This window comes from Hydrogenovibrio sp. SC-1, assembly GCF_002848135.1.
Taxonomy (GTDB): domain Bacteria; phylum Pseudomonadota; class Gammaproteobacteria; order Thiomicrospirales; family Thiomicrospiraceae; genus Hydrogenovibrio.
In genome coordinates this window covers 1-12,997 of the sequence record NZ_PKGB01000021.1, presented here as the reverse complement: position 1 = coordinate 12,997, position 12,997 = coordinate 1, and the positions used below count along the sequence as shown (strand labels likewise).

The 12,997-nt window shown below is 42.1% G+C and carries 13 protein-coding genes; 2 read left to right on the top strand and 11 right to left on the bottom strand.

Annotation, left to right across the window (positions count from 1 at the left end; genetic code table 11):
- Positions 1 to 159 precede the first annotated feature (159 nt).
- From CYQ88_RS10025 to alaC, 5 genes are all read right to left on the bottom strand, one after another.
- Positions 160 to 1,113: a hypothetical protein gene (locus tag CYQ88_RS10025; protein WP_101841215.1), complete on the bottom strand. Its 954-nt coding sequence runs from the start codon at positions 1,111 to 1,113 to the stop codon at positions 160 to 162.
- Between the two features lie 1,159 nt (positions 1,114 to 2,272).
- Positions 2,273 to 3,751 (bottom strand): threonine synthase, encoded by a 1,479-nt coding sequence (gene thrC, locus CYQ88_RS10020; RefSeq protein ID WP_101841214.1) that lies wholly within the window; start codon positions 3,749 to 3,751, stop codon positions 2,273 to 2,275.
- 79 nt (positions 3,752 to 3,830) lie between these two features.
- Positions 3,831 to 4,865 carry a hypothetical protein gene (locus CYQ88_RS10015; protein WP_101841213.1) on the bottom strand — a complete coding sequence of 345 codons (1,035 nt, stop codon included), beginning with the start codon at positions 4,863 to 4,865 and terminating at the stop codon, positions 3,831 to 3,833.
- A gap of 28 nt (positions 4,866 to 4,893) precedes the next feature.
- Positions 4,894 to 6,216 (bottom strand): homoserine dehydrogenase, encoded by a 1,323-nt coding sequence (locus tag CYQ88_RS10010; protein ID WP_101841212.1) that lies wholly within the window; start codon positions 6,214 to 6,216, stop codon positions 4,894 to 4,896.
- A gap of 17 nt (positions 6,217 to 6,233) precedes the next feature.
- A complete protein-coding gene (gene alaC, locus CYQ88_RS10005) occupies positions 6,234 to 7,424 on the bottom strand; it encodes an alanine transaminase (protein ID WP_101841211.1) in 1,191 nt (396 codons plus the stop codon).
- A gap of 355 nt (positions 7,425 to 7,779) precedes the next feature.
- On the opposite strand from alaC, the gene CYQ88_RS10000 reads away from it, so the two are divergent.
- A complete protein-coding gene (locus CYQ88_RS10000; protein ID WP_101841210.1) occupies positions 7,780 to 8,151 on the top strand; it encodes an Mth938-like domain-containing protein in 372 nt (123 codons plus the stop codon).
- Here the strand turns inward: CYQ88_RS10000 and CYQ88_RS09995 are convergent, their stop codons facing one another.
- The 4 genes from CYQ88_RS09995 to surE are packed head-to-tail and all read right to left on the bottom strand — an operon-like array spanning position 8,152 to position 10,948.
- Complete coding sequence (locus CYQ88_RS09995; protein WP_101841209.1) at positions 8,152 to 8,898, bottom strand: peptidoglycan DD-metalloendopeptidase family protein; 747 nt, start codon at positions 8,896 to 8,898, stop codon at positions 8,152 to 8,154. It abuts the gene before it with no gap.
- Positions 8,899 to 9,480: a YqaA family protein gene (locus tag CYQ88_RS09990; RefSeq protein ID WP_101841208.1), complete on the bottom strand. Its 582-nt coding sequence runs from the start codon at positions 9,478 to 9,480 to the stop codon at positions 8,899 to 8,901.
- Positions 9,477 to 10,199, bottom strand: a complete 723-nt coding sequence (locus tag CYQ88_RS09985; protein WP_101841207.1) for a protein-L-isoaspartate(D-aspartate) O-methyltransferase — start codon at positions 10,197 to 10,199, stop codon at positions 9,477 to 9,479. Before CYQ88_RS09985 ends, CYQ88_RS09990 begins: the two co-directional genes overlap by 4 nt.
- The gene (gene surE, locus CYQ88_RS09980; protein ID WP_101841206.1) at positions 10,196 to 10,948 is read right to left on the bottom strand and encodes a 5'/3'-nucleotidase SurE; all 753 of its coding nucleotides are present in this window, start codon (positions 10,946 to 10,948) and stop codon (positions 10,196 to 10,198) included. The genes CYQ88_RS09985 and surE overlap by 4 nt, the downstream gene beginning before the upstream one ends.
- A gap of 90 nt (positions 10,949 to 11,038) precedes the next feature.
- Between surE and CYQ88_RS09975 the strand changes: the two genes are divergently transcribed.
- Positions 11,039 to 11,605, top strand: coding sequence for a Smr/MutS family protein (locus tag CYQ88_RS09975; RefSeq protein ID WP_101841205.1), 567 nt, complete (start codon positions 11,039 to 11,041; stop codon positions 11,603 to 11,605).
- Between the two features lie 11 nt (positions 11,606 to 11,616).
- Here CYQ88_RS09975 and CYQ88_RS09970 read toward each other — a convergent pair whose 3' ends face one another.
- Positions 11,617 to 11,982, bottom strand: a complete 366-nt coding sequence (locus CYQ88_RS09970; RefSeq protein ID WP_101841235.1) for a septum formation initiator family protein — start codon at positions 11,980 to 11,982, stop codon at positions 11,617 to 11,619.
- 76 nt (positions 11,983 to 12,058) lie between these two features.
- On the bottom strand, positions 12,059 to 12,997 hold a 939-nt coding region (gene eno / locus CYQ88_RS09965; protein WP_101841204.1), incomplete at its 5' end, for a phosphopyruvate hydratase.

The window sequence follows — 12,997 nt, the reverse complement described above, 5'->3', positions numbered from 1 at the left end:
AATCTAAATCCCAGCCAATTTCAGTAATCGGCGAATTTTTGAGTTAATTTCGCATAAAGGGTCTGTTTTTAGCCCATGTTTGAGCTTTTTAGTTCATTTTTGTTGATATTTCCAGATTTTGGATACACCACAACCCCTTGGTCTTATGCACAACTCTCACTAGCGGTATACATTCCATAATTCATCTTCATGCACCTCAATGTCTGATTCCTCAATCCCATTGTTTAAATACTTATCAGGATAGATTTTTACATGATGACCATACACAATAGTGGTAGTGCCAATTTCTTGTAGTTTTCTTGAAAATCCACCGGATGCCACTTTTGGATAAGTGATATTGGGAATTTCATTACCTTCGCTCAATATTTTTTGAAAGTGATAGCTATAATTACTATCTACATACCAATGAATACTGCTCAGACAATTTGTGGCCAATAACTTATTTGCTCGACCAATCCCATGCAGTAATTTTTTCTCACTTTTGATTGACGTTTCAATTTCAATACCTCGCCAATCCATCAAGTTGTCTTTACGATTAGCATCCGGTACTTTGACAACTAAGTCACAAAACTTCATATTCCAAATACGACCAGTGGTAAGTTTTTTTAACTCGTATTCGGTTAGAAATTCATTGCCATCTTTGCTATGACTAATGGCAAATTGTTGTACCATTTCTAAATGCCTAACCGATTCGGTTAGGGTATAGCGAGAAGAATCGAATCTGCCATCATTCAAGTTGTCATCAAAATATATTTTGGCTTTTTCCTCTAAAAATCGTTTTGCCTTCTCGTAATTGAACGCATAGACAAAAGGATTTTCTGGCCATTTTGTTTTAACTCGTCTGATGAGTTTTTCATTCATCATGCGTTTTAGAAACGTACTGGTGGTACTTTTGTTTTTATGACATAAAAGTAGCTGTGCATTGGATGGGGTAATATATTTAAATCTGAGTATGGTATGTAAGATGGCAATCTTACCAACCAAAGAGCGTTTTGCATTATAGCGTTGGCCAAGATTTCTGACCGGTGGATTCTGTTCTAAGTAGTAAGCACCGGCTATGGTTTCAAATCGTTCTTCGACTAGACAGTCGAATTTTTGTTGTAGTGTTTCCATATTTTTTATTCCTCCTATTGTTTATAGAAACCCCCTTATCGAAACCGTGTTTCGACATGGGATTACCTCTAATAGGGAGATAAAAATATAAAGAACACTAAACTGAACGCTCAATAAAGACGCTGTCTTTAGCCACTAGGCTTTAACTGTCATTATTAGGCGTTGCCTAGGCATGAGGCCTTACCAGAAGGGAACTTCCATCCCCTTCACCCCAACGTCCACATAATCAAAAACAACTCTTTCAGAGTCATTTTTAATTCTGCTCCCGAGAACCCCGTCATGGTTTTCAACCATGTCGTGGTTGGGCGCCGTCGACAAGTCGACTGCCCCCGATCCTAGGGCTTTCTAGGCTTTTTGTGGTTGGATAGCTCCTAACCACACAAGCAAGAAAGGCTTAACTTCGTTAACCTCGTAGCGATGGCAGTCGATTTCTCGACGGCGCCACTCCACAAGAAGTCGGCTAAAAAACCTATTTTTCAGGGAACCCGTTACCCTTGAAAATTAGCTTTTTTGCCTTAACTTTTGTTCCGCCGCTTTTATCGTTTTGAAGGAACCCTGACCCTCCAAAACGATAAAACCGTTGACCTCCGTTTCACTTCGCAGCCATACCCAATTATGAGGGAACCCGTTACCCTTCATAATTAGCTAAGGCTTTGACCTCCGATGAATAGGCTCACTTGTTTTACAATTTTGCCTATTCATCTCCGCAGACACATTCCATTCAAAGGGAACCCTGAACCCTTTTGAATGGATGGTGACTTTGGCCTGCGCCTGTTACTTGAATCACAAGTGATTAAATTACAGACTCCGCCAACCCTAAAATCAGCAGGGTACCCTAAACCCTTGCTCATTTTGGGTTGTTGGCAAAAGCAAATCAAAGTCCTGAAGTAGCGTGATAGGTTAGTTGGTTTAGAGGTTGTGTTTGAAATTTTGAACAATAGTCAGAGGTGATTTTTGATATAGTTATCTTTGAACGAATATAGGGTTGGTATTGATGAATGAAATAGCCCAAACAGAGGTTTGGGCAAGGAAAATATAGAAAAAGCTTTGCTATGTACACAAATTTGTACACTTGAATCTTTAACCTAATAAATACAATAGGTTATGGGTTTTATAACCGCCAGGCCTGGCTGTTTTTTATAGACAAATTCTATCGAAGTCAACGCTCTAAAAAGGCTAAGATTTCTGATTCAATGTCATTTTTATCAATCACGACTTTTTGCGTAATTGGCTTGTTAAACAAACTGGCAATTTGCTCAGAGATGGGGGCATTCGCCAGTTCAGAAACGGCTTTTAACGCAACCTCATCTCCTGAATAACTCTCACCCGTCAATGCATTCGCAACCATCGGTGAGAATTTAGTCCATTCCGCCGTTGAGTAGGCAATGGTTTTAATGGCAGGGTCTTTACGACAGGTTTGGTAAGGCTTAAAGCAAGTCGCGGTGTGAGGACACATTAAATACCCCACATCAAACGCCTGCTTAATATAGCCTTTGACATCTTCATCTGAAGCGAAGTCTGCCGCAAAAATAGCCTGAACTTGAGCCAATTCATCTGCTGTTAATGCATAATATTTTTCGGAATCTAATTGCAGCATCAATTCTTTGGTGCGTTCAGCACCAAACAAATCGAATAAGATTCGCTCGATATTCGAGGACTTTAGGATATCCATTGCAGGTGAACTTGTTGGAATCACCGATTTTCCACGTAAATCATATTCGCCAGTCCGAATAAAGTGGGTCAAAATATTATTTTGATTGGATGCAATATGGATCTGTTCAACCGGCAACCCCATCTTATAAGCATAATAGCCGCCCAATGCATTCCCAAAGTTGCCACTCGGTACATTTAAGTAGACTCGTTCACCTAATTGAATTGCGCCTTGGCGCACCAACGCTAAATAACTGTAAATATGGTACAACGTTTGGAAAATAATCCGCCCAAAATTCACTGAATTAGCCGCTGAGACAGAAATATGTTTTTGTTGCAATGCTTCGCGAAATGCATCTGACACCAAAAGGGTTTTCAATGCAGTCTGCGCGTCGTCAAAGTCACCATGAATACCAATCACTTTTAAGTTGTCGGCATCTTCCGTAACCATTTGCAAACGTTGAACATCCGAAGTGCCGCCATCTGGATACATACAAATTACTTGCACATTATCTTGGTTTTTAAACGTTTCTAAAGCGGCTGGACCTGTATCGCCACTGGTTGCAGCAAGAATCAGATATTTCTCATTTCGTGCCTGCGCAACAGATGACAACACCTTCCCAAACGGTTGTAATGCCATATCCTTAAATGCACGTGTTGGGCCATGAAACAATTCACTGACATATAAATCATCATACACCTTAACCACTGGCACTGGATTGTTGGGATCATCAAACTGATCATACAAACTCAGGGCATCATCAATAACAGCATTATCAATATCCACTTCAAATTGCGCTAATACGGCTTTTGCAAGCGTTTTATAACTTGAGTTCAAATGTGACTGTAAGAAGTTGTCGTCAAATAGCGGGAGGCTTTCCGGAGAATAAATACCACCGAATGACGACATTGGACTTAAAATGGCTTGAGAAAAGGTCTGAGAAGTGGGTTTTACCCCATCATTGCCACGTGTTTCAATAAAATTCATGCTATTTCCAGTTATTACTTAATAATTTTTATCATTATACCTTGTGAAATCACTCTAAAGTAGTCTACCAATCAGTAGACTAAACCCAACGTGACTCTAAAGACTTTCGCCAGCGCCAGAATCGTTGTAGATGTTTTGGCGTTATGTGATATCGTTTTGATCCGCCAAAATCCAATAATAAAGAGTGGATACGCTGTTGTTGCACTTGCTGTAACAACGGAGCAAACCACTTTTGTTCCAACTGCGTTAACAGTTCAGTTAGAGATTGAAGTGCTGCCAGTTCGGCTGAAACATCATAGTGAATCAAATGTGAGTTTGAAGCGTTTTCTAGCTTCTGTTCTGACCAGGCCTCGCAATTATGGACTGCAGGTTGAACCGACGATTGGGCTATGTTTGCCAGCCCCTTTAAATATAAATGGTCTGACCAAAGGCTTGTATCCTGTCTTGGAACAGTTTGAGAAGGTAATAATTGCCCTTCTCCCCAGAACCAAATGCTATTGATTTCGGGTTGTCCATTTTGTCGGCGTGCTTCATTGACAGGATGCGTATAAAACAGCATCTGTGTTTCATTTATCAATTGATGCCAATAAGGTGCTGCAGAACCTTGGGGGTATAAATCCTTTACATTTTGATAGGCGGCATCGGTCAACGCCGTTGTTGTTAAATCAATAACCTGTGGTAACCGACAATACCAATCACGATGAGAGCCCCATTCTAATTGCACACCGTCTTGCTTAAAATGCTGATTAAAATGATCGAATAATGCTTCTAACTCGGCGTCCGTCATCGCCAATTCTTGCGGTGGTATCATCACCAAGCTATCGCGATCTGGTATCATTTGCACCGGTTCAGCGCGTATCCAAAAATCTTCTGTTACCCGTTTAAATGGTAAAGATGCCATCGTTGCCGCGACGGGAAACATTGACTTTTGGTGAAACAAATAGCAACCTCGACCATAAAAATCATCTTTCGCGGCATTGAAGCCATCTGATTTTGCCAATAAGGTTTGCAAGGCGGGTAACTTTAACGTTTTCAGTTCAGTCTCTGCCGCACCCTGCACAATGGATGCAAGATCCGGTAACCACAGAGTGACTGCTTGTGAATTTACGCTCATTTGCAAGCCGTCAAATTATAATCTGCTATCATGCGCCTAAGGCATCAACACGAATACGTGCAATCTGACCATCAATGGCATCAAGAGACTCTAACGCCTTAATCGCAGCATTTAGGTCACTTTCAGGTACGGCATTGGTAATCATCACCAAGGTCGCATCATCGGGATTCACATTAGAAGGTTCTTGGTGCAACAATTCAATATTGATATTGCAACTGGCTAAGATGGAAGTGACCTTCGCAAGAACCCCAGCATTGTCTTTGACAAAAAAGCGCAAATAAAATGCTGTCGTAATCGCATCAATATCAATCACGCTGGCTGACGAATCTAACGCATTTAAACCAAACCCGAGCTCAGGAACACGGGTTTCAGCTGGCTGGTGTAAACCTCGTACTAAGTCAACGATATCGGCGACGACCGCACTGGCCGTTGGACCCGCACCCGCTCCAGCACCATAATAAAGCGTTGAACCCACATGATTCCCACCGACCATTACCGCATTCATCACGCCATTCACCTGGGCGATTAACACAGAATCAGGAATAAGCGTCGGATGCACTCTCAATGAGTAACCTTTTTCTGAACGACTGGCAATCCCTAAATGCTTAATTTCATAACCCAGTTGTTTAGCGAACTGAATGTCCTCCGCAGTCACTTGGCTAATGCCTTCGGTATAAACTTTATCAAATTGTAAAGGGATTCCAAAAGCAATCGAGGCCATAATTGTCAGTTTATGCGCAGCATCAATACCTTCGACATCAAAAGTTGGGTCCGCTTCGGCATAGCCTAATTCCTGAGCCGTTTTTAAAACTTCTGCAAAATCAGCACCCGGTTTCTTCATTTCAGTCAGGATATAGTTACCTGTGCCATTAATGATTCCTGCGACCCACTCGATCTGATTGGCACTTAATCCTTCTCGTAGTGCCTTGATAATCGGAATACCGCCTGCTACAGCCGCTTCATAAGCAATCGGCACATTATTCCGTTCAGCTTGCTCAAAAAGGCTATTACCATGCTCGGCAATTAACGCCTTATTCGCCGTAACAACCGGCTTTCCTAATTCAATCGCTTTCTCAATGCACTGTTTGGCTAGCGACGTGCCCCCCATTAGTTCAACAACAATGTCGACTTGAGGATTTTCAACAACCGTCATTGCGGAGTCAGTAAAGGACAATCCTTCATAGGCCTCATCTCGAATTCGGCTAAGATCCCGTACCGCAACCTGTTCGATTTTAAGTGTGACTTGGCCATTTAAACGACGTTCAATGGTCTTCAGCGTTTGATTTAAGATGGCTGCTGTGCCGCCACCAACAGTACCAAATCCTAATAATCCTAATCTTACTTGCTTCACAGTGTCTCCAACTATCGCTATTTCATTAATCCGTCTTTACGGAACATATCTCGAATCCCTCGAATGGCTTGGCGTGTGCGGTGTTCATTTTCAATTAAGCCAAACCGAACATAGTCATCACCATAATCACCAAACCCGATACCAGGCGAAACGGCTACTCTCGCTTCTGATAGCAGTTTTTTTGAAAACTCTAAAGACCCTAATTCACGATACGCTTCTGGAATCGGTGCCCAAACGAACATGGTTGCTTTCGGAGGTTCCACTTCCCAACCAATTGCGTTCAAGCCTTGGCATAAGACATCTCGTCGAACCTTATACATATCACAGATTTCTTGCACACATTCCTGCGGACCTTCAAGCGCTGCAATCGCTGCTACTTGAATCGGGGTAAAGGTTCCGTAATCTAAATAAGATTTCATCCGCTTTAGAGCATTGACTAGGTCAGGATTTCCGACCATAAAGCCGACACGCCATCCGGGCATATTGTAACTCTTGGATAACGTATAAAATTCAACGGCAATGTCTTTTGCGCCAGGGACCTGTAATATCGATGGAGCTTGATAGCCATCAAACACAATATCTGCATAGGCAAGATCATGAATCACCCAAATATCATGCTCTTTGGCAATCGCAATGACCTTTTCAAAAAATTCAAGGTCAACGGTTTGGGTTGTTGGGTTTCCGGGAAAGTTCAACACCAGCATTTTAGGCGTTGGCCAAGATTCACGAATCGCTTTATTCAACTCTTCAAAAAAGTCGACATCTGGAGTCATACGGACATGACGAATATCGGCACCCGCAATCACAAAACCATACGGGTGGATAGGATAGGCCGGATTGGGAACTAATACCGTATCGCCTTTATCAACGGTTGCTAAAGCAAGATGCGCAAGCCCTTCCTTAGAGCCGATGGTGACCACCGCTTCGGTATTGTAGTCAAGATCAACATCATACTTGGTTTTATACCAATTACAGATGGCCTTGCGCAAACGCGGAATCCCTTGTGAAACCGAATAACGATGCGTTCCTTCTCGCTGTACGACCTCAACCAATTTATCAACAATATGCTTGGGCGTATCCTGGTCTGGGTTTCCCATACCAAAATCAATAATATCTTCCCCGCGGCGACGCGCTTCGGCTTTTAATTCACCGACAATGTTAAATACATAAGGCGGAAGCCGTTTAATTCTTTGAAAATCGCCTGTCACAGATTAATAACCTTTTAATAAAGCAGATGGAAATAGTGTTTACATTTATCTGGTGCATGAAACCACTCAGAAAATGCAAATGTCAAATAATGTTAAAAAATTCTTTTTGCTTCTAATTGTTTAGAGAAACCGTTGAAAGTGCCTAACAAAATAAAGCGCAACATTCGCAGTCATTTCATAGAAAGGTCGCTTTTAATCAACCTTAAGACATCCAATACTTAGAATCTATCGAGGCGGTTAAGCAGAAATAATAAAAAAAATTTTAACTTAGTAATGATACAGAAACATTTTATTTCGTCAATTGGAAATATAAGGCATAATCTCCCTTTAACTTGAATTTGAATAGCGAGGCAATATGAAATTCACCGAGCATCGCGACTCTAATGTCTTTGCGGTAAAACAATATCAACCAGGCCTGGTCAAAATAAACGACCGAACACTGTCAAAAAGCTGCTTTTTAACGCAACATCAACTGATCGAAAATTGGCCTTGTCCCACATTAGATAGCTTAAACGAAGCGCTCCTGGAAAAAATGATAGAACTGAAGCCTGAAGTCATTTTACTGGGTACCGGAGAAACGCATGCATTTCCTGATCGTACATTGTTTTCTTTTTGTTCTCGTCATGGCATCGGTTTAGAAACCATGAGCAATATTGCCGCCTGCCGTACTTTTAACGTATTATCGACAGAAGACCGCGATGTGGTCTTGGCCTTAATCATAGATTGATTAGAGGCCACTTAACACAGTTTTAATATCGACTTTGCGACCACGATATCGGACTTCGACATACAGTTGAGGCGCCAAAACTTGTCCTGTTTTGCCAATGGTCGCAATCAACTGTTTTTTGGTAACACGCGCCCCTTCTGATACCTGCAAAGTATCATTATGAGCATAAACGGTCAGATAATCATTATCATGCTTAATGACCAGCATGGAACCATACTGCTTAATCCCATTGCCAGCATAGACCACCTCTCCGGCGTTCATCGCATAAACGGCTTCACCAATATTAGCAAAAACCCTCAAACCATGCAGGCCTCTTAAATCTTTTACAAAGTCATATTGTAACTTTTTGGACATTGGCCAAGCAAAATCAGGCTCGGGTAAAGTCGTCCTTTGAGGACGTTCTATACTGGGTTCAACATGCACTGCGGAAGAAGGAATCATAAGTTGTTGTTTAACATATAGTGTATAAGGAGGCGCAAGATCATTTTCCTTGGCAAGAGCACTGAGAGAAACCCCACACTTTAGTGCTATTTGACTTAAAGTGTCACCAGACCGTACCGTGTACGGTGCTAAACATGCTGACTTTTTAGACGTTGCTTTTTGTGCTGTTTGTTGAGACTTCGATTGGTTTGAGGTTTTAAAATAGTCACTGCCTTCAGACCAACCACGATAAGGTGCAGGAGCACATCCAATTAAATTGAAAACCATTAAGATTAACAGTAACCGAATCACACACGTCTGCAGCATCTAAGCAACCTGTTTATAAAGGATATAGATCCCCACCATAACGATCAGCGCATAGCCAATCCAGTCCACACTATTGCGAATATTTTTTTCATAACGTTCGCCGCCAAATTTCATTAAAGTGGCCACTAAAAAAAATCGAGCCCCACGTCCGACCAATGAAGCCAACAGGAAGGGCAACAACATCATACTAGTCGCACCCGCTGCTATGGTAAAAAGCTTATAGGGAATTGGGCTAAATCCAGCCACGAATACCACCCAAACACCATACTCAGCAAAAAAACCTTCGACTTGTCGATAATGTTCAACCTTATTTGCAGATTCAATAATCGGCCAAACTAATTCCAGCATCCAATAACCAATAGCATACCCCAAAAGCCCGCCTGCCAATGAAGCCAAAGTGGTAATCCACGCAAAAAAGAAAGCTTGCTGAGGCTTAGCCAAACACATGGGCATCAACAGTACATCGGGTGGAATCGGAAAAAACGATGATTCTGCAAAGCTCATGCCGCCCAAATACCAAGGGGCTTTTGGATGGTGTGACCACCCCATTACTCGGTCGTATAGAGCCGTAAATATTTTCATAGTGCCCCTTTCTCTATCCGCGAATCCAATCCCGTCAACATGGGCACAAATAAAACATCACCAAGGTACTGCTCATTGTAGCCAGACTCTGTACGAGTATACCCCATTAATTTTTGAGTCTCGCCACCAATTGGAATTACCAAACGCCCTCCCGGCTTTAACTGTTCTATTAGAGATTCTGGCAAGGTTTCAGGTGAAGCAGCAGAGATAATCGCATCAAATGGGGCTTGTTTCGGCCATCCCCAGAAGCCATCTGCATAATCAATATGAACCTGTGACAAGGCTAATTTTTCAATCACCTTTTTTGCTTTGATCAATAAAGGTTCTATGCGTTCAACACTGTAGACTTCTTTTGCTAATAAGCCAAGGATGGCCGCCTGATAGCCGGATCCCGTTCCGATTTCTAGGACACGATCAATCGACCCGGTGGCCTTAAGCCAAGCCGCCATTTTCGCAACCACCCAAGGCTGAGAAATGGTTTGACCATACCCAATCGGTAGTGCCGTATCTTCATAAGCGCGACTGGCTAAAGCTTCATCAATAAATAAATGCCTAGGCGTCACCCGAATGGCATCAAGCACTGCCTCATCAGTAACGCCTAAAAAGATAAGCCTCTCAACCAAGCGGTTGCGCGTGCGTTGTGACGTCATACCCACGCCTTGATTATCCGCATAGGCTTCATTTGGATAACGGACTGGCTTATCTAATAACCTACTCATGAAAGCCCATTCACCCAATTCGCTAAGAGTGGTTGCATTTCGTAATGGGTTAAATCGACTTTTAATGGCGTAATAGAGACATAACCATTTTCAACAGCATGAAAATCGGTTCCCTCTGACGCATCTTGTGCTTGACCTGCAGGGCCAACCCAGTAAATTTTTTTACCCCTAGGATCCAGTGATGTCACCACTTTTTCAGAACAATGGCGTGAACCCAAACGGGTAATTTTAATGCCCTGTACATCTTCATAAGCGCAATCTGGAATATTGATATTTAAAATCGTTGCTTTATCAAAAGGTAATTGATCCAATTCTTTAAATAACTTTAATAACACATGGGTTGCGGTATCAAAGTATTGATCGCCACACAGCGAAACGGCAATAGATGGCTTTCCAAGAAAGCGGCCTTCGGTTGCTGCAGCGACCGTTCCGGAATAAAGCACATCATCTCCCATATTGGCGCCAGCATTAATCCCTGAAATGACCATGTCTGGCTGAAAGTCCATGGCACCATTAATGCCCAAATGAACACAATCTGTTGGTGTGCCATTCACACTGTAGATATGCTCTGCATGCGTCTGAATCCTCAAGGGTTCCATCAATGTCAATGAATTACTGGCAGCACTGCGATTACGATCAGGTGCAATGAGACGTAATTCTGAATGTAAGTTAAGTTGATGTAAACAGTCCCATAGCGCACGAATCCCTTGTGCATCATAGCCATCATCATTTGACAGTAAAATTTTCATATATGCCTTTTATGGATAAACCTTCACTCACTAAAACAGGTCAAGTAAAATATCATAGAGTTCGGTCAATTTGGAAAACAACATTATAGTATGACAAAACTAACGAATGAAGATAAATCCCTCTTTGCAGACGCGGTTAGTGACGTTACCAAACTAAAGACGTCACACAACAAAGTAGCTATTGCTTCATCCAAACGCGCTCAAAAACCCGGTACCTCAAAAAGGTCACTTCATTTTTTTCAGCCTGATGCGGACGATTATTTATCGACAGCAACCAATTCTGAAGACGAAATCAGCACCGTCGATGCGCACCAAAAACTGTCCTTTAAACGCCCTCAACTCGACACCAAGTCTTTTAAACGCTTGCAAAAAGGCCTTTTTCAAACGATTTGGCACATCGACTTGCATGGTTTGACCGAAGCCATCGCCGATCAGCAACTACAGTGTTTTATGAGAGATGCCTTAGCAGAAAAGGCACGATACCTCATTATCATTCATGGTAAAGGTTACAACTCAAACACTCACACCCCTACTTTAAAAAACTTAATTAATCAACGCCTTAGACAATTTCCAAAAGTTTTGGCTTTCTGTAGCGCTCAACCCAAAGATGGTGGCACTGGTGCGGTTTATGTTTTTTTACAGAAAGAGCACTCCTGAACAACGGCAAACTATTCTGATTGCTTCGGAGCAGCTATCAATTGCTCATCATTCGTACCAGAAACCCGCTCAGCATTGATATTCACTCTCTGCTGACTTTCGTTTGGTAACTCAATCACCTTAATAAAAACCTCATCCTCAGCAATCATGCCTAATTTTTGACGTGCCAAGGTTTCGATTGAACGGGGATTAGATTGAAGTGCCGTAACTTCTTTTTTTAGTAGCGAGTTTTGTTTTTCTAAGGATTGAATTTGCGTCTGTAGCTGTTCAAGCTTCGATTGAAGGGCAAACCACTCACCAACGCCGCCATCAGATGACAGTAAACGGACTTGTAGTATCAGAATAACGATGGCAAATGCCAGGGTGAGGAATTTCACAGAACCTCTCGTATTGGGGGGAGGAATAATTCGGTTACAGCCAACCATTGCAGTTGGCCATAACGGCTATTCATTGTTATTTCAGGTTATAAAATGCATCTCTTCCAGGATACACCGCTTCATCCCCAAGAGCTTCTTCAATGCGAATCAACTGGTTATATTTTGCGATTCGATCTGTTCTTGACAAAGAACCGGTTTTGATTTGGCCTGCACCCGTTGCGACAGCAATATCAGCAATGACCGTATCTTCAGTTTCACCTGAACGGTGAGAAACTACCGCCGTATATCCCGCTTCCTTCGCCATTTTAATGGCAGCAAAAGTTTCGGTTAAGGTTCCAATTTGATTGATTTTGATCAAAATTGAGTTAGCGATTCCTTTATCAATCCCTTCTTTCAGAATTTTGGGATTGGTTACAAATAAATCATCCCCAACAATTTGTAGACGATGGCCGTCTTTTTCCGTTTGGTACTTGAAACCATCCCAATCCGATTCGTCTAAACCATCTTCAATCGAAATAATAGGATACTTTGTTACCCAATCGGATAATAAATCAACCATTTCTTTAGAGCTTAGGGTCTTATTTTCTGAACCTAGGAAGTAGCTGCCATCTTTATATAATTCAGAAGAAGCTGCATCCATCGCAATCATAACATCTTCACCCGCTTTATAACCTGCGGCTTCAATCGCTTCCAAAATAACGGTAATCGCCTCTTCATTTGACTTCAAATCTGGTGCAAACCCACCTTCATCACCAACGGCAGTGTTATAGCCCTTATCATGAAGGACTTTTTTCAAAGCATGAAATATTTCAGCGCCATAACGTACGGCTTCAGATAAGCTTGGAGCGCCTACAGGCATAATCATAAATTCTTGGAAATCCACAGAATTATCAGCATGCTCACCACCATTAATGATATTCATCATTGGCACTGGCATTTTATAGTCATCCGTTTTCAAATAAGCATATAGCGGTAAGCCTTTAGAAGCGGCTGCGGCTTGGGCAACGGCAATTGA